Here is a 22,105-nt window from a genome sequence, read left to right on the forward strand (position 1 = left end):
GCGATCGCCGTCTAAGTTAAACGAATGACGATTCCCGGCGCGGATTCCGCCGACAAGCCGCAGGGTCAGGAAAGCGAACCGGAGCATCCGTCGGACCAGACAGAACGACACGCTGCCGAGGCAGCACCGGAATCACCCCGGCCGGGGTTCGCCGAGCCCTGGGGGCCACCACCCGCCGGCTATCCACCGCCGGCTTTCCCACCGCCGGGGTACGCCCCACCAGGTGGCTACCCCCCGCCGGGGTATCCTCCGCCCGTGCCGGGTTATCCACCACCCGGGGCCTACTCGCCGCAGGTCTATCAACCCGGCCCGGAATACGTCGGCGGTTACCCCTACCCGCAGGCACAGCCCGGTTACGGCGGGGCAGAAGCCGGTTATGGCCAACCGCCGCCAAGCGGCTACCCGCAACAGGACTACGCCGGCGGCTACGGGCCGCGCTCCGGAACCAACACGCTGGCAATCGTGTCGTTGATCGCATCATCGCTGGGGCTGTTCTGCGGGGGACTCAGCGCCATCGTGGGCATCGTGCTGGGTGCAGTCGCGCTGAACCAGATCAAACAGACCCGAGAGCAGGGCTATGGCCTGGCGGTCGCCGGCATCGTGATCGGCGTCGCCGTCCTGCTGATTTATCTGGTCGTGGTCATCGTCGGACTGCGTTAGCAAGTCGCCGCCACCGTTACTAGCGCTGGGGCGGCACGAAAGGACCGGACTGACGCCGCATGCCCGCAGCGCGTCCCTTGGCAGCGATCACCTGGGCCATCTTGCGACTCGCCTCATCGATCATCTCGTCGCCCAGCATCACCGCCCCGCGAGCGCCGCCGGCGGGTGAAGTATGCCACTCGTAGGCCTCCAGGATCAATTCGGCGTGGTCGTAATCCGCCTGACGGGGGCTGAAAATCTCGTTCCCGGCGTCGATCTGATCGGGATGAAGCACCCATTTGCCGTCGTAGCCGAGCGCCGCCGAGCGCCGCGCCACCCGCCGGAAACCCTCGACGTCACGAACCTTGAGGTAGGGCCCGTCGACGGCGGAGATTCCGTTCGCCCGGGCCGCGACCAGGATCGTCATCAAAGCGTGGTGGTGGGCGTCACCGACGTCGTAGCCCTCGGGCTGTTCGCCCACAACCAGCGTGCGCATGTTAAGGCTGGCCGTCAAGTCGGCGGGACCGAGAACCAGCGCCTGCACGCGGGGCTCCGCGGCGATCGCGTCAACATTGAGCAGGCCGCGCGCGTCCTCGATCTGCGCGTCGATCCCGATGCCGCCAGGCGGGAGTCCGTGCACGGTCTCCAACTGGGTCAGCAGCAGGTCGAGTGCCCGAACATGGGAGACCTCGGAGACCTTCGGCAGCACGACGACGTCGAGCACCGCGCCGGGTGCGGCACCGACGGCCGCCACCACCTCGATCACGTCGGCATAGGTCCACGGCGTGGTCCAACCGTTGACCCGGACCCCGCGCACCTGCCGGGCCCAGCCAGGTGCAGCAAGCGCCGCCGCCACCCGTCTGCGGGCCGATTCCTTGGCCTCCGGAGCGACGGAGTCCTCCAGATCGAGAAAGACTTGATCGGCGGGAAGGCTCTTGGCCTTGTCGATCATTTTCTGGCTGCTTCCCGGCACCGAGAGGCAAGTCCGGCGGGGTCGGTAGACGGCTCGAGAGGCATCGTTCACGTCTCCAGTCCTACCGTTTGAATACCCTTTGAACCATGACGTCGATCGACAGGGTCTACATCGCACGGCTGGCGCGAATGGTGGTGTTAGGCCCGTTGGCAGAGTCACTCGGACGGGTGCGCGACGTCGTGGTCAGCATCAGCATCGTCCGCCGGCAACCTCGCGTCATCGGACTTGTTGTCGACTTACCCTCCCGCCGAAGAATTTTCGTTCCGATGGGGCGTGTCTCGGCGATCGAGCCCAACGCGGTGACACTCAACAGCACGAGCCTGTCACTGCACCGGTTTCGCCAGCGTCCGGGCGAGGTGCTGGTGCTGGGCCAGGTCCTGGACACCAAAGTGCGGGTCAACGATCCCGAATTGCCGCAGCTGGCCGGCGTCGACGTGGTGATCACCGACCTCGGCATCGAGCAGAACCGGACGACCGAGTGGGTGGTGACCCGCATTGCCGTCCGCAATCAGCGACGGCTGGGTCGACGATCGAACGTCTACGTCGTCGACTGGCACAATGTCGAGGGACTGACGCCATCGGCGCTGGCCATGCCCGGCCAGGAGGTGGCGCAACTGCTGCAACGATTCGAGGAATGGCGCCCCATCGAGGTTGCCGACGCCTTGCGTGAGTTGCCGCCCAAGCGCCGTTACGAGGTGGTCACCGCACTCGACACCGACCGGCTGGCCGATATTTTGCAGGAGTTGCCCGAGCGGGATCAGGCCGAGGTGCTGACCCAGCTCGGCACCAAGCGCGCGGCCGCAGTGCTGGAGAAGATGGACCCCGACGACGCTGCCGACCTGCTCGGCGCGATGAACCCGAGCGACGCCGAGGTGCTACTGGCCCGGATGGACGCCAAAGAGTCCGATCCGGTGCGACGGCTGCTCACCCACTCACCCGAAAGTGCGGGCGGCCTGATGACGTCGGACCCGGTCGTGTTGGGACCGGACGCATCAGTGGCCGAGGCCCTGGCCCGGGTCCGCGATCCCGACCTCACCCCGGCGTTAGCCTCGTTGGTGTTTGTGGCGCGTGCGCCGACAGCCACGCCGACCGGGCGTTACCTGGGCTGCATACCACTGCAGCGGCTGCTGCGCGAACCGCCGGCCACGTTGACCGGTGGCATCATCGACACCGAGCTGCCCTGGCTGACGCCGGACACCTCACTGTCCGCGCTGACCCGTTACTTCGCCGCCTACAACCTGGTGTGCGGCCCGGTCGTCGACGACCAGCATCACCTGCTCGGCGCCGTGACAGTGGACGACGTGCTCGACCACCTGTTGCCGCACGACTGGCGAGCGAACATCGACGAGGCGTCGCTCGACACGGCCGGGGGGGCTTCGTGACCAAATTCGTGAGCAAGTCTTCGGCTCGGCAGCGGCTCTACACGCCCCGCACCTCGCGGGTGGTCACGCCGCGGCTCGATCCGGAAGCGGTCGGGCAGCTCACCGAAGCGGTCGCCCGCTTTTTTGGCACCGGCCGCTACCTGGTGATGCAAACGCTCGTAGTGGTCGCCTGGATCACGGTCAACCTGACCGCCGTCAACCTGCGTTGGGATCCGTACCCGTTCATCTTGCTCAACCTGGCGTTCTCCACCCAGGCGGCCTACGCGGCGCCCCTGATTCTGCTGGCCCAGAACCGCCAGGAGCACCGCGACCGCGTGGCGCTCGAGGAGGATCGTCGTCGCGCCGCACAAACCAAGGCCGACACCGAATACCTGGCCCGCGAGCTCGCCGCGCTGAGGCTGTCCCTCGGTGACGTGGCGAAGACCCGGGACTATCTGCGCCACGAGTTGGAAAATCTGCGCACGCTGCTGGAAGAGCGGGAGCCGCGGTCGGCGGACACCGCGTCGACCGATACCGATTCCCGGAGGGATCGTCGCATCGCACGTCCCCGATAGCGCGTGGGCCGTCTGAACTCGGGTCGAAGCGACACCGAAACCCCGCACGGAGTGGGCGATTGTTGCCACCGCAGCCACAACTGTTATGTATGGTGACGTAGTTCACGACGCCATGTCGGCGGCGTGAGCGCCCGGATAAGACTCACAAAGGCTCACAAAGGCTCACAAAGGCAAGGACAGCCGAGTGCGTATTGGGGCACGTTTGGGTGCACGGCTCACCATCGGCCGGATGACTGGCCGGATTCGGCGACCCATGATACGGGCAGCCAAGGCCCCCGCGGTCGGGATTGTCGCGATCACCGCCCTGGTCTTCGCCGGAGCGGTTGGTGCCGCAGCTCCCCCCTTTCCGGCGCGGCTCGACACCGCCGTCACCCCGGTCGCCGCGGTCGCACGAAACCCGGGTGACTCCACCGGCCCGCGAGTGGTCACGGTGTCTCGCAAACCAAGCACCTTCCACATCGCTGTGGCCTCCGTAGCGGCTCCCCCGCCGCCGGCTGCGGTGAATGCGGTCGGCGCCTTGGGTATCCCGGCAATGGCGCTGGCCGCGTACCGCAACGCCGAAAAGCTCATGGCCGCCTCCGACCCCGACTGCGGGATCGGCTGGAATCTGCTAGCCGGCATCGGGCGCATCGAGTCACTGCATGCCAACGGAGGTGCGACCGACGCCCGAGGCACCTCGATCCAGCCGATCTACGGCCCTGCCCTGGACGGCACACTGCCCGGCAACGAGATCGTGGTCCAAAGCAACGTCGGCGGTCGTGTCATCTACGCGCGGGCTATGGGGCCCATGCAGTTTCTACCGGGCACCTGGGCGCGCTACGCCGCCGACGGTGATGGCGACGGCGTGGCAGATCCGCAGAACCTGTACGACTCGACGCTGGCGGCGGCGCGGTATCTGTGCAGCGGCGGCCTGAACCTGCGCGACCCGTCCCAGGTGATGGCATCGATCTTGCGCTACAACAACTCGAGGTCCTACGCCCAAAATGTTCTCGGCTGGGCCGCGGCCTACGCGACCGGCGTGGTGCCGGTCGACCTGCCGCCGTTGATCGGACCTCCACCGCCGTTGGGGGACATCCACCTGGAGCACCCCGAAGGACTCGGACCCGGACTCCCGCTCAACATGCATGGTTTACCCGCCACGGACCCGCTCGCCCAGATGCCGTTGATCGACCTCGGTTCCCCGGCGATGCCCAGCCAGCAGCCGTTGTGGCCGTGGCCGTGGCAGTCGCCGGCCCCCCGACCGGCGAGTTGCACGGTGATCTGCATCGACTCGCCGGACACGACACCGCCGCCACTGCAACCCTTCGCGCTGCTGCCGTTCGCGCCACCACCGCCGTTCGCGCCACCACCGCCGTTCGCGCCACCACCGCCGTTCGCGCCACCACCGCCGTTCGCGCTACCGCCGCCGTTCGCGCCACCGCTACCCGAGTCCGACCAGGCTGTACCCGGTCCGCCCGGCTAACCAACCGATCTGCGCGGACGCCTACACTCGGCGGTGATGTCCAAAACGCAGGATGACGCGCTGACTGCTGGTGTTCGCGCCGCTTTGGCCAAGGTAATCGACCCGGAGCTGCGGCGTCCCATCACCGAACTTGGGATGGTCAAAAGTATCGACGTCGGCCCTAAGGGCGCCGTGCACGTCGAGATTTATCTGACCACCGCCGCGTGCCCGAAGAAAACCGAAATCAGCGAGCGCGTCACGCGAGCGGTCACCGACGTCGCGGGCACCGGCGCAGTGCAGGTCAGCCTCGACGTCATGAGCGACGAGCAGCGCACCGAGCTGCGCAAGCAATTGCGCGGCGATGCCCGAGAGCCGGTCATCCCGTTCGCCCAGCCGGGATCGTTGACCCGCGTCTATGCCGTGGCGTCCGGCAAAGGCGGTGTCGGCAAGTCGACGGTGACGGTCAACCTGGCCGCAGCGATCGCTGCGCGCGGCCTGTCGGTCGGGGTGCTCGACGCCGACATCCACGGCCACTCCGTACCGCGGATGATGGGCACCACCGACCGCCCCACACAGGTGGAGTCGATGATTCTGCCGCCCATCGCCCACGACGTGAAGGTCATCTCGATCGCGCAGTTCACCCAGGGAAACACCCCGGTGGTGTGGCGCGGCCCGATGCTGCACCGGGCGCTTCAACAGTTCCTCGCCGACGTTTACTGGGGCGATCTGGACGTGCTGCTGCTCGACCTGCCGCCCGGCACCGGGGATATCGCCATCTCCGTGGCCCAGCTGATTCCCAGCGCGGAAATTCTGGTGGTGACCACGCCCCAGCAGGCCGCCGCCGAAGTCGCCGAGCGCGCCGGCAGCATCGCGCTGCAGACCCGCCAGCGCATCGTGGGGGTAGTGGAAAACATGTCGTGGCTCACCCTGCCGGACGGTTCACGACTGCCGGTTTTCGGTGAGGGCGGTGGCCAGCAGGTCGCCGAGCGGCTGTCTCGCGCGGTCGGCACCGACGTCCCGCTGCTGGGGCGGATCCCGCTGGATCCCGCGCTGGTCGCCGCCGGCGATGCCGGCGTGCCGATCGTGCTCAGCGCCCCCGATTCGGCGGTGGGTGAAGAGCTGCGCAGGGTTGCCGATACCTTGTCATCGCGCAGACGCGGTCTGGCCGGCATGTCGCTGGGGCTGGATCCGACCACCCACTAAGACAGGACGCGTCACCGCACCTGGCGCTGGTAGCCCCGATCAGGTCGCGTCGGTGTCGTACGGGACCGGCCCGTCGGCCGGGGATACGGGCGCGATCGACGACGAGCGCGGTGGCGGCTGCGGAACAGCCTCTTCCGCCCGGTCGAACCTGCCGGTGAACAACCACTCGTCGCCGTCGAGAAAGTGCTTGGCCAGCGCCGCACGCGGTGTCATCCCGCGCAATTTTTGCAGCTCGCTCAGCGGTTCCCGCAGTTCGTCGAATTCCGGCCCGATATCCTCGCGCAGCTGAGCCGTCAGCCCACTGAGGTAATCGCGAGTCTGACGCAGCGCGCCCACACTCCATCGGATTGCTCCGGGAAGCCGCTCGGGGCCCAGGACAACCAGCCCGACCACCACCAAGACCAGCATTTCCCCCCAGCCGACGTTGGCGAACATCTAGCCGGCCTCCGGCCCGGGGGTCACCGTCAGCGTCACGTGCCGACCGTCGCGCACCACCTCGATCGGCGTCGGCTTGCCGATAGTCAGCTGACGGACCGCGACGATGAATTCGTCGGCATCGGCCACTCTGCGGTCACCGACCTTGACCACTACATCGTTCTCGACAATGCCGCCCTTTTCTGCGGGGCTGCCCGCTTTGACGTTTTTCACCAGGGCCCCCGAGGCGATGGAGTTGCTCACCGACGCAACGTTCACACCGAGCGTCGGGTGCACGATCTTGCCGTCTTTGATCAGGGTCTCGGCCACGAACTTCGCTTCGTTGACCGGGATCGCGAAACCAAGCCCGCTGGCGCTGTCAGACAGCGACTTTCCAGCCGTGTTGATACCGATCACCTGGGAATTCATGTCGATCAACGGGCCACCGGAGTTCCCGTGGTTGATCGACGCATCGGTCTGCACAGCGTCGATGACGGTGTCGGTGTCGGAATTTTCCCCCGATAACGGGACTGGCCGGTGCAGTGCGCTGATAATGCCGTGCGTCACGGTGCTGCGCAATCCCAGCGGAGACCCGGCCGCCAGGACGCGGTCACCCACCCGCACCTTGTCGGAGTCGCCGAGGCGGGCCACCGTCAAGTTGTCGACGTTGTCGACCTTCAGGACGGCCAAGTCGGTCTTGGGGTCGCGGCCGACCAAGTTACCGGGCACCTCCTTGCCGTCGTTGAACACCACGGTCGTCTTCCACTGGCTCGGATTGTTGGCAGCCGCCGAGATCACGTGGTTGTTGGTGACGATGTAGCCTCGTCCGTCGATCACCACGCCGGAACCTTGCATACCCTCCTGGTCGCTGACCGACTCGATGGTGACCACGGAATCGGCGATCGCCGCAGCCACTTTGGCATACTGCCCGGCCGGCGGTTCGGCGTCGCTGGTGGACAACGTCACCCGCGACGTGGTGAACGCCTGCACCACTTCGGCGGTCTTGCGTCCGACCACTCCGCCGACGACGCCGATCAGCAACGCCATGATGGCCAGGACGGCGAGCGCCAGGTAGGAAACGCGGCCCCCGAACAATACGTCGCGCACCCCGAGCTTGTCGCTCTGCCCGCCGGCACTGTGCCCGGCCGCCGGCGCCAACGCCGGGGTTCCCAACGCGGCGGCCGCGCCCGGATCCCGCCACGGGTCGGCCGGGACGGGCTCGCTGTTGTCTTTTTCGGCCTCTAGCGCACCGGCGTCGGTCGGGTGGCGCTGCAGCGAGTCGACACCCGGGAAGGGAGGGCCGAAAGCCTCGGCGAGCACCGGGTCGGTTGGCTGCTCGTGCGGAGTGAATTCGCTTTCGTTGCGGTACTTCTGTGGGCGCACACGCTCAGCCACGAAAGACCCCGCCACGCCATCGGGCCGGCCGAAGGTCTGCCGCGTCGTGGGGTCGACCGTCGGCCGCGACACTGGTCGTGGCGCCAGCCGTCCGGTGCCGTAGTCGTCCTGGTCGGAGGTCACGTCATCCTCTTCCGCGGTGCTGGAGAAACCCGTGCTGTCAGCACAACTGTGTCGTGCGCCGGCTTGCCCACGCTATCGGCGCTTACGCCGGTCATACCCGTTGCCGTCAGCCGACCGGTCCGGGAACCCATCCCCCGCGTCGCCGTGTCGAGCGTGCGGGATTTGCGACAGCATCCCCAGCAGCGTGCCGGGGATCCTGATCGGGCCGGAGTCGCGCAGCGCGGCGCGGGCCCGCCTCTGATCCTCGACGTCGGCGGCGCATTGCGGGCACAGCGATAGATGGTGCGCGGCGCGCAGGTGTGCATTCATCCGCAGCTCGCCGTCGACGAAGGCCGCAACGGCCTCGGTGGACAGGTGTTCGGTGGATCCGAACTGGCGGGACGTGCCGAGCGGCGCGTCGCTGTGCGCAGCACAGTGGTCCGGGAGCCAGGAGAACGCGCGGCGGAACACATGTCCCGGGTCGACCATCACCTGCTCCTCTCGGTGTCAGCGCTGGGTGTACCCCGAACTAGATCGGCGTTACTCCCACATTACTTCGAATGTAGACTTCGAATGTAGCGCGCAACTCGGCGCCCGATAGCACCGAAAAGCCCGGTCGCGGCTGACTAAGCCGCGGAATCCGGCGCGCCGGCGCGGCGAAATGACTCAGCGCGCCCGGAGTCGACACCAAGATAGTCGCGCAACGCCTGCCGCCCCCGGTGTATGCGGCTGCGTACGGTCCCGAGCTTGACGCCCAGCGTGGCACCGATCTCCTCGTAGGAAAGGCCTTCGATGTCGCACAGCACCACCGCGGCGCGAAATTCCGGCGGCAGCGAATCCAGCGCCGCCTGAAGGTCGGGTCCGAGCCGAGAATCGTGGTAGATCTGCTCGGGGTTGGGTTCATCGGCGGGCACCCGGTCGTAGTCGTCGGGCAACGCCTCCATCCGCACCCGACTACGCCGGCGCATCATGTCCAGGAAGAGGTTGGTGGTGATGCGGTGCAGCCAGCCCTCGAACGTCCCCGGCTGATAATTCTGCACCGAGCGGAAGACCCGGATGAAGGTCTCTTGGGTGAGGTCTTCGGCGTCGTGCTGATTGCCGGAAAGCCGATAGGCCAGCCGGTAGACCCGATCGGCATGCTGACGCACCAGCTCATCCCAGGACGGCATGGTCGCCTTGTCGCCGGTCGCGTCGAAAACCGCGGTGCCGTAAGGTTCTTCGCGCGGCTCGACCCAGCCGGAATCGCGGTAGCACCCGAGACAGGTCATGCGTGCCGGGCTTCTCATAGTGGTGATGGTCAAATCCTCCGAGTTGATGGCGCCGACATCGGACACCGTGTCACCGCGCGCAACGTCACGAAACCCAGCGGTATTCCCGCCCCCCTGCTCACCGCATTGCATGCGTCCACGCTCGCCCATCGGCTTGTGGCCGGGATGTGGCCGCACTGAACGTTCACTGAGAAACCCGGCTGCCATGGGCCTAAGCTGGGCTTTTACCACCCAGTGTGATGTAGCACAAATTTGCCGTCGCAGCGTGTCGCCGGGCGCGCCTGCCCGGCTACCGGGGACGTTGGTTCTACGCTGCGGAGCATGGCCAGCACCGACCGCACATCCGGCCAGTCGACCCCGGCCGATCGGGCCGCCGCCATTTCCGCCCACGCCGAGGGGTCGATCTCCGAGGATGCGATCGTGGCCACCGCTCGGGAGCGTGCGCACGACGTCGGCGTCAGCGCGATCAGTCCCGCAGTAGGCGCGCTGCTCAGCCTGCTGGCGAAGCTCAGCGGCGGCAAAGCTGTCGTCGAGGTGGGCACCGGCGCCGGGGTCAGCGGACTGTGGCTGCTTTCGGGCATGAGCCAGGACGGGGTGCTGACCACCATCGACATCGAGCCCGAACACCAGCGGATAGCCAAACAGGCGTTCGCCGACGCCGGTGTCGGACCGTCCCGGACCCGGCTGATCAACGGCCGGGCACAGGAGGTGCTGAACCGCCTCGCCGACGAGTCTTACGACTTGGTGTTCGTCGATGCCGACCCGATCGACCAGCCAGACTACGTCGTCGCCGGGATTCGGCTGCTGCGCCCGGGCGGGATCATCGTCGTGCACCGCGCCGCGCTGGGCGGCCGGGCCAATGACCCCGCCGCCCACGACGCCGAGGTGACGGCAGTGCGTGAAGCGGCCCGGTTGATCGCCGAGAACGAGCTCTTGACCCCCGCGCTGGTGCCGCTCGGCGACGGCCTGCTGGCCGCCGTGCGCGACTGACCGGCTTTCCGCGACCAGACACAGAATCGCATTTTTCGGCTGGCGGAATCACGCGAGCCTGCGTCTGCCCACCGCACAAATCTTGACGCCGGGCTGAACGAGTGTTTAGTGTACTGAACATGCGTTCAGCCGACCTGACCGCCGCTGCGCGGATCCGCCACGCGGCCATCGAGCAGTTCGGCCGGCACGGCTTCGGCATCGGGCTGCGGGCCATCGCCAAAGCGGCGGGTGTCAGCACCGCCCTTGTCATTCACCACTTCGGCTCCAAGGAGGGCCTGCGTACGGCCTGCGACGACTACGTCGCCGAGGAGATCCGCAACGCCAAGTCCGAGACCATGCGATCAACCGATCCCGGCACCTGGCTCGCAGCGTTGGCCGAGGTCGAGTCCTACGCGCCACTGATGGCCTACCTGTTGCGCAGCATGCAATCCGGTGGCGAGCTGGCAAGAATTCTGTGGCGCAAAATGATTCAGGACGCCGAGGAGTATCTCGACGAAGGTGTTCGGGCGGGCACACTCAAACCCAGTCGAGACCCCAAAGCTCGGGCCAAATACTTGGCAATCACGGGCGGTGGCGGCTTCCTGCTGTACCTGCAAATGCACCCGAACCCTACCGATCTGCGGGCGGTGCTGCGTGACTACAGCAACGACATGCTGCTGCCCTCGCTGGAGGTCTACACCGAGGGGCTGATGGCCGATCGGACCATGTACGACGCATTTCTCGCCGAAGCTGACCAAGGAGAAGCCAATGCCGGCTGACCAAAGCGATACGCCCATCGAAATCCGCGATCTGACCAAGAACTTCGGGGCAGTTCGGGCGCTGGACGGGCTTGATCTGACCGTTCACGGGGGCGAGGTTCACGGCTTCCTCGGTCCCAACGGAGCGGGGAAGTCCACCACGATCCGGATACTGCTGGGTCTGGTGAAAGCCGACGCCGGAACCGTGCGACTGTTCGGCGCCGACCCGTGGACCGACGGTGTCGACCTGCACCGCCAGATCGCCTATGTTCCCGGCGACGTCACGCTGTGGCCGTCGCTGACTGGCGGTGAGATCATCGACCTGCTGGCCCGCATGCGCGGCGGTATCGACGAGCGGCGGCGCGCCGATCTGATCGAACGTTTCGAGCTGGATCCGCACAAGAAAGCGCGCACCTACTCCAAGGGCAACCGTCAAAAGGTCTCGCTGATCTCCGCATTCTCGTCGCAGGCTCGGCTGCTGCTGCTCGACGAGCCCAGCAGTGGCCTGGACCCGTTGATGGAGAATGTTTTTCAGCAATGCGTCCGCGAAGCGCGCGACCGCGGCACGACGGTGCTGCTGTCGAGCCACATCCTGGCCGAAACGGAGGCGCTGTGCGAACGGGTGACGATCATCCGGGCCGGTAAGACCGTCGAAACCGGATCGCTAGATTCGATGCGCCATCTGAGCCGCACCTCGATCAAAGCCGAAATGACAGGCGATCCAGGCGATGTGTCGCGCATCGAGGGTGTCGAGGACGTCAGCGTCGATGGCAACACGTTGCGCGCTCAGGTGGACAGCGAGAGCCTCGGGGAGCTCATCCGGGTGCTCGGCGACGCCGGGGTGTCCAGCCTGGTCAGCCAGCCGCCCACGCTGGAGGAGTTGTTCCTGCGTCACTACGGCACCGACGGTCAGGAGGCGCGCAGCGGGCAGCAGGTGCCGGCATGAGCCACCACCAAGGGTCACCACGCAGGTCAAACTTTTCCGGCACGTTCGCCATGCTGCGGCTGTGCCTGCGCCGCGACCGAGTCGTGCTACCGCTGTGGGTGCTGCTGCTCTCGGCACCGCTGGCCACCGTGTACGTCGGAAGCATCGACAAGGTCTATCCCGACCGCGCCGCGCGGGCGGGTTTCGCGGCCACGATCATGGCCAGCCCGGCCCAGCGTGCACTCTACGGCCAGATCTACAACGACAGCCTGGGCGCCACCGCCATCTGGAAGGCAGGGATGTTTTATCTGCTCATCGCGGTGGCAGCCATCCTCACCGTGATTCGCCACACCCGCGCCGAGGAGGAGACCGGCCGCACCGAACTGGTCAACTCGACGGTCATCGGCCGCTACGCCGGCCTGACTGCGGCGCTGCTGTTGTCGTTGGGAGCCTCGATCGCCGCCGGCGCGATCGGCGCGGCCGGGCTGCTTACCACCGCGGTCGCACCCGCCGGGTCACTGGCATTCGGGGCCGCGCTGGCCGGTTCCGGCCTGGTGTTCACCGCGGTGGCAGCGATCGCCGCGCAGCTCTCGCCCAGCGCCCGAGTCGCCCGCGGTGCGGCGTTCACCGTCCTGGGCATCGCGTTCACCCTGCGCGCCATCGGTGACGCCGGCTCCGGTACGTTGTCCTGGCTCTCCCCGCTGGGCTGGTCGCTGCAAGTACGCCCGTACGCCGGTGATCGATGGTGGGTGCTGGCACTGCATCTGGTGACGACGGTGGTGCTGACCGTGCTCGCCTACCGCCTGCTCGCCCGCCGCGACGTGGCCGCCGGGCTGATCGCCGAACGCCCGGGTCCGGGTAGCGCCGCGTCGGCGCTGCAAGGCCCCTTCGGGCTGGCGTGGCGGCTGGACCGCGGCGCACTGCTGTTGTGGACGGTGGGATTGTGCCTGTACGGCTTGCTGATCGGCAGTGTCGTGCACGGTATCGGCGACGAGTTGGGTAGCGCTTCAGCGCTAAGCATCGTCGTGCGGATGGGCGGTACCAGCGCGCTGGAGCAGGCGTTCATTGCGGTCGGATTCTGCATGCTGGGTATGGTGGCCGCGGCGTTCGCGATCTCGCTGACCTTGCGGCTGCATCAGGACGAAACCGGCCAGCGGGCCGAGACCTTGCTGGCCGGTGCGGTGGGCCGAATTCGGCTGCTGACAAGTCATTTGGTGATCGCGCTGGCTGGATCTGGCATCGCAATACTGATCGCCGGGCTGGCGGCGGGACTCGCGTATGGCACTGCCGCCAACAATATCGGCGGCAAGCTGCCCATGGTGCTCGGTACCGCGGCCGCACAGCTGCCCGCGGTGTGGCTGCCGGCCGCGGTAACGGTTGCCTTGTTCGGGCTGCTCCCCCGGTTCACTTCGGTGGCGTGGGCCGTGCTGGTGGCGTTCGTCGCGCTGTATTTGCTTGGTTCGTTGTCGGGTGCCTGGCAGTGGTTGCTGGACCTGGAACCGTTCACACACATCCCCCGGGTCGGTGACGGTGACTTCACGGCCATTCCGCTGTTGTGCCTGCTCGCGATCGACACAGCGCTGATCGTCTTGGGCGCGGCAGCCTATCGACGTCGCGACGTGCCAAGCTGACATACAAAGCTACATACAAAGCTGAGGAGGTTGAGCTGACAACGCTGGGCAAGGGATTAGTTTCAGCTACTTTGGGCCTTGCGGCCTTCGGTTTGCTGCTGTTCCTGCCGGCGGGCACGTTGCATTACTGGCAGGCATGGGTCTTTCTCGCGGTCTTCGCGTTCTCCACGTGGGTCCCCAGCGTTTATTTGATGCGCACGAACCCGGCCGCGCTGGAACGGCGCATGCGCGCCGGGCCATCGGCGGAGACCAGAAGGCTGCAGCAGATCGTCATCACCGTCGTGTATATCTGTTTCCCGGCCATGTTCGTGGTCAGCGCCCTTGATCACCGCTTCCGATGGTCGCCGGTACCGGCAGGAGTCTGCCTCGTCGGCGATGTCCTGGTGGCGATCGGACTCGGCGTCGCCATGGCGGTGGTCATCCAGAACGGTTACGCGGCGGCCAACGTCACCATCGAGGCGGGTCAGACACTCGTCTCGACGGGCTTGTACGGGCTGGTGCGGCACCCGATGTACACCGGCAACGTGATCCTGATGGTCGGCATCCCGCTGGCCCTGGGCTCGTACTGGGGTTTGATGTTCGTCGTTCCCGGCGTGATCGTGCTCGTCCTGCGCATCTGCGACGAGGAAAAGCTGCTCGAAGGCGAGTTGTCGGGCTACGGCGCATATATGCAGAAAGTGCGCTTCCGGTTAGTGCCCTACCTTTGGTGATCGCTCTAGATCCAGACGCCCTTGCCGACCGCGACCACACCGCCGGCGCTGATCGCGAAGCGCTCCCGGTCCTTCTCCAGGTCTACCCCGACCATCTCACCGGGCCCGACGACGACGTTTTTGTCCAGGATCGCACGGCGCACCACCGCGCCGCGGCCGACCCGGGTACCGGGCATGATCACGCTGCCTTCCACGATCGCGCCGTCGTCGACGACGACGTTGGAGGACAGCACCGAGTTACGGACCGAGGCGGCCGAGATGATGCTGCCCGCACCCACCACCGATTCCTGGGCAGAGCCGCCATTGACGAACTTGGCCGGTGCAAGGTTCTCCTGCGCACCGCGAATCGGCCAGTGCCGATTGTACAAATTGAAAATCGGGTGAACCGACACCAGGTCCATGTGCGCGTCGTAGAACGCATCCAGCGTGCCGACGTCGCGCCAGTAGCCGCGGTCGCGCTCGGTCGCGCCGGGCACTTCGTTGTCGAAGAAGTCGTAGACCGCGGCCATCCCGTCAGCCACCAAGCGCGGAATGATGTCACCACCCATGTCATGATCGGAGTGGTCGTCGTCGGCGTCGGCGCGGATAGCGTCGACGAGCACCTTGGTGCTGAAGATGTAGTTGCCCATCGACACGAAAGTGGAGTCGGGATCGTCGGGGATCCCCGGCGGCTCGGACGGCTTCTCGACGAAACTGCGGATGCACCCGGACTCGTCGGCGCTGATACAACCGAACGCCGACGCTTCGGCGCGCGGCACGCGGATGCCGGCCACCGTTACCCCGGCGCCGGTCTCGATGTGGAACCGGACCATCTGCTCGGGGTCCATCCGGTAGACGTGGTCGGCACCGAAAACAACGATGTAGTCCGGATCTTCGTCATAAACCAGGTTCAGTGACTGGTAGATGGCGTCCGCGGAACCGGTGTACCAGCGCGGGCCGAGACGCTGTTGCGCCGGGACAGGGGTGATGTACTCGCCGGCCAGGCCGCTCAATCGCCAATTCTGCGAGATGTGACGGTCCAGCGAATGCGACTTGTATTGAGTGAGAACACAGATCCGCAGGTATCGGGCGTTGACCAGATTGGACAGCACGAAGTCGATCAGCCGGTAGGCGCCGCCGAAGGGCACCGCGGGCTTAGCGCGGTCCGCGGTCAACGGATACAGCCGCTTGCCCTCCCCCCCGGCCAGGACGATGCCGAGCACCTGTGGTGCTTCTCTCATGACTCAAACCTATCGGCCGCCGATAGCCGCTGCCAGGGCAGAGAGGCGTTTAGGCCCGTCAAACGGCGATTAGGCGGCGGTGCTGACGGGCTGCCGGTCAACGTATTTGGTTTCCCCGCCGCTGCTCGCCCGCTACCGTGCCGGGTATGCGGGTGGCAATGATGACACGGGAGTATCCGCCGGACGTCTACGGCGGCGCCGGGGTCCACGTCACCGAACTGGTCGCGCAGCTGCGAAAGCTGTGTGCGGTGGACGTGCACTGCATCGGTGCGCCCCGACCGGATGCGTTCGCCCATCAGCCCGACGCACGGCTGGCGGACGCTAACCCCACCCTGTCGACAATTTCGACGAACCTGCTGATGGCCGACGCCGCCGGACAGGCCGACGTCGTGCACACCCACACGTGGTACACCGGATTGGCCGGGCGGCTGTCCGCGCTGCTCTACGGCGTCCCGCAGGTGCTGACCGCGCATTCCCTGGAGCCGATGCGCCCGTGGAAGGCCGAACAGCTCGGTGCGGGCTACCAGGTGTCGTCGTGGGCGGAGCACATCGCGATCACCGACGCCGATGCCGTCATCGCTGTCAGCTCGAGCATGCGCGAGGACGTGCTGCGCGTCTACCCGGGCGTGGACCCGTCCCGGGTGCACGTCGTGCGCAATGGCGTCGACACCGAGGTGTGGCACCCGGTCCGGCCCGGTCACGGCGAATCGATGCTGGCCAAGCTGGGAGTCGACCCGCACCGGCCCACGGTGGCGTTCGTCGGGCGGATCACCCACCAAAAAGGTGTTACCCATCTCTTGGCTGCCGCGCACCGGTTGCACCGCGACGCGCAGCTGCTGCTGTGCGCCGGCGCGCCCGACACCCCGGAGATCGCCGCGCAAGTGACCGCCGAAGTCACCAAACTGGCACGGGAGCGTACCGGGGTGTACTGGATCCGGGAGATGCTGCCCGTCCCGGAGTTACGCGAACTACTTTCAGCAGCAACCGTTTTTGCGTGTCCATCGGTGTACGAGCCGCTGGGAATCGTCAACCTCGAGGCGATGGCGTGCGGCACCGCGGTGGTGGCCTCCGACGTCGGGGGGATACCCGAGGTGGTGGCCGACGGAGTGACCGGTTCGCTGGTGCACTACGACACCGACGATCCCGCCGGCTACCAGGCCCGGCTGGCCGACGCGATCAACGCCCTGATCGCCGACCCGGAGCTGGCGACACGCTACGGGCAGGCCGGACGGCAACGCTGCACCGCGGAGTTCTCCTGGGCGCACGCCGCCGAGCAGACGCTCGAGATCTACCGCAAAGTGTGTGCGTAGTGCCCGGGTTCAGCTGGTGACACTCTTGAGTTCATCGCCCAGCGCAGCCGCTTCATCGGGTGTCAGCTCGACGACAAGTCGGCCACCGCCCTCCAGCGGTACCCGCATCACGATGCCGCGCCCCTCCTTGGTCGCTTCCAGCGGACCATCACCGGTCCGGGGCTTCATCGCCGCCATCGAGTGCTCCCTCCGGATTCGAGCTGGCCCGCCGTTACGGACCTGGTGGGCGCCGGGTATGCCCCGCCGTTATACCCGGCGATGAACTGGCACGTCACCCCTCTATTGTTCCCTATCGCATGGTCGGGCGTGCACAAGACCCCGGGGACGGCGGTTTCAGCGCACGATCGGCGGCACCCAGCATGTGTGCAGGTGATCGTCGACCATCCCGGTGGCCTGCATCAAGGCGTACGCGGTGGTGGGTCCGACGAACCGGAAGCCGCGACGCCTCAATTCGCGCGCCATGGCCCTGGACTCGGCAGTCGCCGCCGGGATTTCGGAGGCCGCGGCGGGCCGGGGCCGCGGCGGCGGCGCGAACGACCACAGCAGCTCGCACAGGTCGACATCGGCGGCGGCGCGCGCGTTGCTGATCGTGGCCTCGATCTTGGCGCGATTGCGCACGATTGTGTCGTCGGCCATCAACCGGGCCACGTCGGCCTCGGTGTAGCGCGCGACGGTGTCGATGTCGAAACCACAGAACGCACGCCGGAAGCTTTCCCGTTTGCGCAGAATGGTCAGCCAGGACAGGCCGCTCTGGAACCCTTCCAGGCTCATCCGCTCGAACAACGCCGCCGCCCCGCGCACCGGCCGACCCCACTCCCGGTCGTGGTAGTCGCGGTAGAGCTCGGTAGCCGATCCGGTATCGGCCCACGGGCAGCGGATCAGCCCGTCGTCGGGCAACGCGGTCACCCCGGATCCCCACCGCGGCTGCCGTCGCCGGCCGCCAGATCGGTGCCCGCGGCAGCCCGCGCCGACGCGAGCTGGCCGCGCAGCAGGTCGAGTTCCCGGCCGAGCCGGTCGAGCACCCAATCCACCTCGCTGGTCTTGTATCCGCGCAACACCTGGGTGAACTTGACCGCGTCGACGTCGGCGCCGGTGACCCCGGAGGCCGGCAGCATTGTCGCGGTGGTGCCCCGCGGCAGCGGCGGCAGTTGCTCACCGCGGCCGAACAGCATGCTGGCCACACCAAACAGCACGATCGAGAGCAGGATCAGTACCACCAGGTACAGCAACACCAATGCCACGTCATCGATCCTGCCTCACCGGCGCTGCGCGGGCGGCTTCATGGGCGGCTTCATGGGCGCGGCCGCAGCGCGTTCATCGGCGGCCGGTCGGCCAGCGACACCGGCGAGGTGCGCGGGGTGTAGCCGTCGCCGTCGACGAAGAACTGGGTCAGACCCACCCCCGAGTCGGGGATACCGCAGCGCGAGAGCAGGGTGGCGACGATCTGCCGACTCATCGGGCCCAGCTCGGCTAGCGGCCGGTTGCGGTGGGTGCGCACCCCGAGGTTGACCTGGGCTATGGCGTCCAGTCCCAGCTTGTCGTACGTGTCGACCAGCAGGCCGATCTCCACGCCGTAGCCCGGTGCGAACGGCAGCGACATCAACAGCTCGCGGGTGGCGGCATATTCGCCGCTCAGCGGCTGCAGCATGCAACCCAGCTCGGGCCGCAGGGCGGCAAGCAGCGGCCGTGCCACCAATTCGGTGACCCGGCCTCCGCCGGTGGCACCCTCGCCCCGGCTCACATCGCTTCCGGTGCCCAGGTTCAAAGGACGCCGGTAGAAGCTTTTCACCAGGTGAATCCCCTCCTCGGTCAGCAGTGGGCCGACCAGCCAGGGCACGAACATCGGGTGCGGATCGATCAAGTCGGAGTCGATGAACACCACGATGTCGCCGCTGGTGGCGGCCAGCGAGCGCCACAACACCTCCCCCTTGCCGGGCCGCGGCGCGTGGTCGGGCAGGGCCTGTTCGCGGCTGACCACCCGGGCGCCCGCGGCGATCGCCCGGATCTCGGTCTCGTCGGTCGAGCCCGAATCCAGCACGATCAACTCGTCGACCAGCCCGCCGACCAGCGGCACAATGCTGTCGATGACCGATCCGATGGTGTCTTCCTCATCGAGGGCCGGCAGCACCACCGAAATGGTCCGGCCCGCCTTGACAGCCACCAGCTCGTCGACCGTCCTGGGACGGCTCCAGCTACGGTCGGGTAGCCAGACACCGCCGGGCAGGGCCAAAATCCCGTCGCCGACATGGCCGATCAGCCCTGATGTCGTCATCTGCCCTCCTTCGGAGGCAAACCCCGGCGCTGATGGCGGGCAGGGCCGCCGATCCCCATGGCCGGGGGCACCGTCGGCACCGGAAGTCCGGGCACCCGTCCAACTGTGAACCTCAACTGTGCTCTCCTGCTTCTCGGGTAAGTAGACCGGGTGGCGATCGCCGCGCCCGGCTGGGGTGCGACGTCAAGCCAGTCCCCGCACCGTGCGCGTTGGTGGTCGCTGCCCGCAAATCGAGGCCACCATCTCCAGGACCCGCCGGGTGGGCGCGACTTCGTGCACGCGGAACATCCGTGCTCCCGCCGCGGCCGCCAGCGCGGTGGCGGCCAGCGTTCCCTCCAGCCGCTCGGTCAGCTGCACGCCGAGGGTCTCCCCGATGAAATCCTTGTGGGACAGCGCCATCAGTACCGGCCAGCCGGTATCGACCAGATCGTGCAGGTGGCGCAACAACGCCAACCCGTGGAACGTGTTCTTGCCGAAGTCGTGGGTCGGGTCGATCAATATCCGGTCGCGGTCGACCCCGGCTGCCACCGCCCGGTCGGCGGCCGCGGTCACTTCGCGGATCACGTCGTCCACCACACCCCGCAGGGTTGTCCCGTAGCTGACCCGGAACGGCCGGGTGCGCGGTGTCGCGCCGCCGGTGTGTGAACACACCAGGCCGGCACCGCACGCGGCGGCCACTGCGGGCAGGTCCGGGTCGACACCGCCCCAACTGTCGTTGATCAGGTCGGCGCCGGCCCGACAGGCCTGCTTGGCCACCGTCGAACGCCAGGTGTCGACGCTGATCAGTTGCTCGGGATAGGTGTCGCGCAACCACTCGATGAACGGCACCACCCGGGCGGTCTCGGCCGCGGCATCGACGGTTTCGCCCGGCCCGGCCTTGACACCGCCCACATCGACGGCGTCGGCGCCTTCCGCGATAGCCCGGTGCGCGGCGGCCTGGGCGGCTTCGTCGGCGAAGGTCGCACCGCGGTCGTAGAACGAATCCGGGGTGCGGTTGATGATCGCCATGATCAGCGGGCGATCTCCGGCCACCGGACGACCGCACAAGGTGGACTGCACGCATCCATGGTGCCTGGTCGCCGCGGACTGCCGCAGTCAGCCCCGGGGTCGCGTACCGGCCGCGACCTCGTCGGGATAATCGTCGTAGAACCGCACATAACCCTCGTCGCGACCCGCCAACACGTAGAGCGGATCCCGCACGTCGGGGCCATAAGCCTGGTTGCGCAGATCGACCTTGCGACTCTTGAACGTCGTCGTGTGCTCCATCGAGTCCACCAGACGCACGAACAGCGGCACCGCATACGCCGGCAGCTGCTCGTAGAGGGTGCGAGCCAGCGTTCGGCCATCGAACTCGGCGCCCTCGCGCAGCTTGATCGCCGCCATGCCCGCCCGGCCGCCGGTGCGCGGGACCTCGACGCCGAACACCGTGCACTCCTCGACTGCGGGGTCGGCCGCCAACGCCGCCTCGACCTCGGTGGTGGCGACGTTCTCCCCCTTCCACCGGAAGGTGTCGCCGAGCCGGTCGATGAACGCGGCATGTCCCATACCCTGGGGCTTCATCACGTCGCCGGTGTTGAACCAGCAGTCACCCTCCCGGAAGGCGTTGCGCACCAGCTTCTTTTCACTCGCCGCCGGGTCGGTGTAGCCGTCGAAGGGCGCCAGCCTGTTGACCGGGCTCAGCAGCAAACCCGGCTCGCCGCGGGGTACCCGGCGCACTCGGCCGTTCTGGTCGCGCAGCGGCGCTCCGGTGTCGGGGTCGTACTCGACGTAGGCGAGCGGCAGCGGCGCGATGCCGGTCGTTTTGGGCACGTTGAAAATATTGATGAACGCGATGTTGCCCTCACTGGCCGCGTAGAACTCGCAGACCCGCGCAATGCCGAAACGGGTGGTGAACTCCTCCCAGATCTCCGGGCGCAAACCGTTGCCGGCGATGAGCCGCACCCGGTGCGCGCGGTCGGTCGGCTTGGGCGGCTGATTGAGCAGGTAGCGACACAGTTCCCCGATGTAGATGAACGACGTCGCTTCGTTGGCGATCACCTCGTCCCAGAACTGCGAAGCGGAGAACGACCGGCCCAATGCCAGCGTTGCCCCGCAGGTGAGCACCGACGCCACCGCCACGGTGAGCGCGTTGTTGTGATACAGCGGCAGGCAGCTGTAGAGCGTGTCGGTGCCGCGCAGCCGCAACCCCAGCCCGCCGAAGGCGGCCAGTGCTCTCAGCCACCGGCCGTGGGTCATCACGCTGGCCTTGGGGTTGCCGGTGGTGCCCGACGTGAAGATGTAGAAGGCAGGGTCCTTGGCCAGCACCGCCGACGCCGACACGGGGTCACCGGTCGGGGCGGTGGTCGCGAGTCGCTCCAGCTCGTCGATGGGCAGCCGTTCGGCGTTCGGCGCGCCGCGGTCGTCGACGGCGTCGATCAGATCCGATTCCGCAACCAGCATCTTGGCGTTCAGCAGGCCCAGGCTGTGGGCCAGTACGTCGCCGCGCTGGTGGTAGTTGACCATCCCGGCCACCGCACCCGTCTTGACCGCGGCGAGCATCATCAGGACCGCGTTGGGGGAGTTCCGCAGCATGATCCCGACGACGTCGCCGTGGCCGACCCCGCGCGCAGCCAGCACCGCCGCGTACCGGTTGGCGGTCGCATTGGCTTCCCGGTAAGTCAGCTGCGTCTCGCCGAACCGCAGGAAGACGCGCTCCCCGAACTGGGCGGCCCGCTCCTGGAACACCTTGCCGATCGACGTCTTAGCGGTGGGCCGGGCCCGCAGCCCGGTCATCGCCCCGCACGCTATCACCGGCAGGTCGGCCAGCACGCTCGGCAGTCGGGTCACGATATCGGCAAACCCGACCGATGTGCGCACGTCCTGTTCAGACACAATTCGCCTCGTTTCGCCCAACGCAGTCGGCAACCGAGCCTAGACCCGGCGCAAAGCCGACGTCGCAG

Annotated in this window: 23 protein-coding genes; 11 read left to right on the forward strand and 12 right to left on the reverse strand. The window is 67.3% G+C overall.

Features of this window, described 5'->3' with window-relative positions; translation table 11 throughout:
* Positions 1 to 24: 24 nt before the first annotated feature.
* Complete coding sequence (locus F6Q13_RS05750) at positions 25 to 660, forward strand: DUF4190 domain-containing protein (protein WP_293053563.1); 636 nt, start codon at positions 25 to 27, stop codon at positions 658 to 660.
* Between the two features lie 19 nt (positions 661 to 679).
* Here F6Q13_RS05750 and F6Q13_RS05755 read toward each other — a convergent pair whose 3' ends face one another.
* Positions 680 to 1,663, reverse strand: a complete 984-nt coding sequence (locus tag F6Q13_RS05755) for a CoA ester lyase (protein WP_293053566.1) — start codon at positions 1,661 to 1,663, stop codon at positions 680 to 682.
* Positions 1,664 to 1,698: 35 nt separating this feature from the next.
* Here F6Q13_RS05755 and F6Q13_RS05760 point away from each other — a divergent pair, with 35 nt between their 5' ends.
* The 4 genes from F6Q13_RS05760 to F6Q13_RS05775 all read left to right on the forward strand — a co-directional run bounded on the left by F6Q13_RS05760 (position 1,699) and on the right by F6Q13_RS05775 (position 6,192).
* Positions 1,699 to 2,994, forward strand: a complete 1,296-nt coding sequence (locus F6Q13_RS05760) for a CBS domain-containing protein (RefSeq protein WP_293053570.1) — start codon at positions 1,699 to 1,701, stop codon at positions 2,992 to 2,994.
* A gap of 8 nt (positions 2,995 to 3,002) precedes the next feature.
* Positions 3,003 to 3,548 carry a DUF1003 domain-containing protein gene (locus F6Q13_RS05765; RefSeq protein WP_293053767.1) on the forward strand — a complete coding sequence of 182 codons (546 nt, stop codon included), beginning with the start codon at positions 3,003 to 3,005 and terminating at the stop codon, positions 3,546 to 3,548.
* Between the two features lie 229 nt (positions 3,549 to 3,777).
* A complete protein-coding gene (locus tag F6Q13_RS05770) occupies positions 3,778 to 5,010 on the forward strand; it encodes a lytic transglycosylase domain-containing protein (protein ID WP_293053573.1) in 1,233 nt (410 codons plus the stop codon).
* Positions 5,011 to 5,019: 9 nt separating this feature from the next.
* A complete protein-coding gene (locus F6Q13_RS05775; RefSeq protein WP_293053770.1) occupies positions 5,020 to 6,192 on the forward strand; it encodes a P-loop NTPase in 1,173 nt (390 codons plus the stop codon).
* Positions 6,193 to 6,231: 39 nt separating this feature from the next.
* On the opposite strand, the gene tatB is transcribed toward F6Q13_RS05775, so the two are convergent.
* The 4 genes from tatB to sigE form a co-directional block, all read right to left on the reverse strand.
* Positions 6,232 to 6,627, reverse strand: coding sequence for a Sec-independent protein translocase protein TatB (gene tatB, locus F6Q13_RS05780; protein WP_293053576.1), 396 nt, complete (start codon positions 6,625 to 6,627; stop codon positions 6,232 to 6,234).
* Positions 6,628 to 8,124: a trypsin-like peptidase domain-containing protein gene (locus tag F6Q13_RS05785; RefSeq protein ID WP_293053579.1), complete on the reverse strand. Its 1,497-nt coding sequence runs from the start codon at positions 8,122 to 8,124 to the stop codon at positions 6,628 to 6,630.
* Between the two features lie 72 nt (positions 8,125 to 8,196).
* The gene (gene rseA, locus F6Q13_RS05790; protein ID WP_293053582.1) at positions 8,197 to 8,592 is read right to left on the reverse strand and encodes an anti-sigma E factor RseA; all 396 of its coding nucleotides are present in this window, start codon (positions 8,590 to 8,592) and stop codon (positions 8,197 to 8,199) included.
* 137 nt (positions 8,593 to 8,729) lie between these two features.
* On the reverse strand, positions 8,730 to 9,389 hold the full coding sequence (gene sigE, locus F6Q13_RS05795; protein ID WP_293053585.1) for an RNA polymerase sigma factor SigE: 660 nt from the start codon (positions 9,387 to 9,389) through the stop codon (positions 8,730 to 8,732).
* A gap of 303 nt (positions 9,390 to 9,692) precedes the next feature.
* Between sigE and F6Q13_RS05800 the strand changes: the two genes are divergently transcribed.
* From F6Q13_RS05800 to F6Q13_RS05820, 5 genes are all read left to right on the forward strand, one after another.
* Positions 9,693 to 10,361: an O-methyltransferase gene (locus F6Q13_RS05800; RefSeq protein ID WP_293053588.1), complete on the forward strand. Its 669-nt coding sequence runs from the start codon at positions 9,693 to 9,695 to the stop codon at positions 10,359 to 10,361.
* A 119-nt stretch (positions 10,362 to 10,480) separates the two neighbouring features.
* Entirely contained in the window at positions 10,481 to 11,119 is a 639-nt protein-coding gene (locus tag F6Q13_RS05805; RefSeq protein ID WP_293053592.1) for a TetR/AcrR family transcriptional regulator, read from the forward strand.
* The gene (locus tag F6Q13_RS05810; RefSeq protein WP_293053595.1) at positions 11,109 to 12,044 is read left to right on the forward strand and encodes an ABC transporter ATP-binding protein; all 936 of its coding nucleotides are present in this window, start codon (positions 11,109 to 11,111) and stop codon (positions 12,042 to 12,044) included. Before F6Q13_RS05805 ends, F6Q13_RS05810 begins: the two co-directional genes overlap by 11 nt.
* Complete coding sequence (locus tag F6Q13_RS05815) at positions 12,041 to 13,654, forward strand: ABC transporter permease (RefSeq protein ID WP_293053598.1); 1,614 nt, start codon at positions 12,041 to 12,043, stop codon at positions 13,652 to 13,654. Before F6Q13_RS05810 ends, F6Q13_RS05815 begins: the two co-directional genes overlap by 4 nt.
* 44 nt (positions 13,655 to 13,698) lie before the next feature.
* Complete coding sequence (locus tag F6Q13_RS05820) at positions 13,699 to 14,364, forward strand: isoprenylcysteine carboxylmethyltransferase family protein (protein ID WP_293053774.1); 666 nt, start codon at positions 13,699 to 13,701, stop codon at positions 14,362 to 14,364.
* Between the two features lie 5 nt (positions 14,365 to 14,369).
* Here the strand turns inward: F6Q13_RS05820 and glgC are convergent, their stop codons facing one another.
* Positions 14,370 to 15,584, reverse strand: a complete 1,215-nt coding sequence (glgC, locus tag F6Q13_RS05825; protein WP_293053601.1) for a glucose-1-phosphate adenylyltransferase — start codon at positions 15,582 to 15,584, stop codon at positions 14,370 to 14,372.
* 146 nt (positions 15,585 to 15,730) lie between these two features.
* Between glgC and glgA the strand changes: the two genes are divergently transcribed.
* Positions 15,731 to 16,894 (forward strand): glycogen synthase, encoded by a 1,164-nt coding sequence (gene glgA / locus F6Q13_RS05830; RefSeq protein ID WP_293053604.1) that lies wholly within the window; start codon positions 15,731 to 15,733, stop codon positions 16,892 to 16,894.
* Between the two features lie 9 nt (positions 16,895 to 16,903).
* Here glgA and F6Q13_RS05835 read toward each other — a convergent pair whose 3' ends face one another.
* The 6 genes from F6Q13_RS05835 to fadD6 all read right to left on the reverse strand — a co-directional run bounded on the left by F6Q13_RS05835 (position 16,904) and on the right by fadD6 (position 22,037).
* On the reverse strand, positions 16,904 to 17,071 hold the full coding sequence (locus F6Q13_RS05835; protein WP_011211259.1) for a DUF3117 domain-containing protein: 168 nt from the start codon (positions 17,069 to 17,071) through the stop codon (positions 16,904 to 16,906).
* 156 nt (positions 17,072 to 17,227) lie between these two features.
* The gene (locus F6Q13_RS05840) at positions 17,228 to 17,791 is read right to left on the reverse strand and encodes a DNA-3-methyladenine glycosylase I (RefSeq protein WP_293053777.1); all 564 of its coding nucleotides are present in this window, start codon (positions 17,789 to 17,791) and stop codon (positions 17,228 to 17,230) included.
* A gap of 5 nt (positions 17,792 to 17,796) precedes the next feature.
* Entirely contained in the window at positions 17,797 to 18,135 is a 339-nt protein-coding gene (locus tag F6Q13_RS05845; RefSeq protein WP_293053728.1) for a DivIVA domain-containing protein, read from the reverse strand.
* A 50-nt stretch (positions 18,136 to 18,185) separates the two neighbouring features.
* A complete protein-coding gene (locus F6Q13_RS05850) occupies positions 18,186 to 19,166 on the reverse strand; it encodes a glucosyl-3-phosphoglycerate synthase (RefSeq protein ID WP_293053731.1) in 981 nt (326 codons plus the stop codon).
* A gap of 183 nt (positions 19,167 to 19,349) precedes the next feature.
* Entirely contained in the window at positions 19,350 to 20,174 is an 825-nt protein-coding gene (gene folP / locus F6Q13_RS05855; RefSeq protein WP_293053779.1) for a dihydropteroate synthase, read from the reverse strand.
* Between the two features lie 87 nt (positions 20,175 to 20,261).
* On the reverse strand, positions 20,262 to 22,037 hold the full coding sequence (gene fadD6, locus F6Q13_RS05860) for a long-chain-acyl-CoA synthetase FadD6 (protein ID WP_293053734.1): 1,776 nt from the start codon (positions 22,035 to 22,037) through the stop codon (positions 20,262 to 20,264).
* Positions 22,038 to 22,105 lie beyond the last annotated feature (68 nt).

The sequence above is a fragment of the Mycobacterium sp. genome (assembly GCF_008709575.1).
Classification (GTDB): Bacteria; Actinomycetota; Actinomycetes; order Mycobacteriales; family Mycobacteriaceae; genus Mycobacterium.

Coding starts and splice junctions, on each gene's coding strand:
- F6Q13_RS05810 (WP_293053595.1), top strand. CDS start 11,109: ATGCCGGCTGACCAAAGCGATACGCCCATCGAAATCCGCGATCTGACC.
- folP (WP_293053779.1), bottom strand. CDS start 20,174: ATGGCGATCATCAACCGCACCCCGGATTCGTTCTACGACCGCGGTGCG.
- F6Q13_RS05815 (WP_293053598.1), top strand. CDS start 12,041: ATGAGCCACCACCAAGGGTCACCACGCAGGTCAAACTTTTCCGGCACG.
- F6Q13_RS05770 (WP_293053573.1), top strand. CDS start 3,778: ATGACTGGCCGGATTCGGCGACCCATGATACGGGCAGCCAAGGCCCCC.
- F6Q13_RS05805 (WP_293053592.1), top strand. CDS start 10,481: ATGCGTTCAGCCGACCTGACCGCCGCTGCGCGGATCCGCCACGCGGCC.
- tatB (WP_293053576.1), bottom strand. CDS start 6,627: ATGTTCGCCAACGTCGGCTGGGGGGAAATGCTGGTCTTGGTGGTGGTC.
- F6Q13_RS05800 (WP_293053588.1), top strand. CDS start 9,693: ATGGCCAGCACCGACCGCACATCCGGCCAGTCGACCCCGGCCGATCGG.
- glgA (WP_293053604.1), top strand. CDS start 15,731: ATGCGGGTGGCAATGATGACACGGGAGTATCCGCCGGACGTCTACGGC.
- F6Q13_RS05760 (WP_293053570.1), top strand. CDS start 1,699: ATGACGTCGATCGACAGGGTCTACATCGCACGGCTGGCGCGAATGGTG.
- F6Q13_RS05750 (WP_293053563.1), top strand. CDS start 25: ATGACGATTCCCGGCGCGGATTCCGCCGACAAGCCGCAGGGTCAGGAA.
- rseA (WP_293053582.1), bottom strand. CDS start 8,592: ATGGTCGACCCGGGACATGTGTTCCGCCGCGCGTTCTCCTGGCTCCCG.
- glgC (WP_293053601.1), bottom strand. CDS start 15,584: ATGAGAGAAGCACCACAGGTGCTCGGCATCGTCCTGGCCGGGGGGGAG.
- F6Q13_RS05835 (WP_011211259.1), bottom strand. CDS start 17,071: ATGGCGGCGATGAAGCCCCGGACCGGTGATGGTCCGCTGGAAGCGACC.
- sigE (WP_293053585.1), bottom strand. CDS start 9,389: ATGAGAAGCCCGGCACGCATGACCTGTCTCGGGTGCTACCGCGATTCC.
- F6Q13_RS05850 (WP_293053731.1), bottom strand. CDS start 19,166: ATGACGACATCAGGGCTGATCGGCCATGTCGGCGACGGGATTTTGGCC.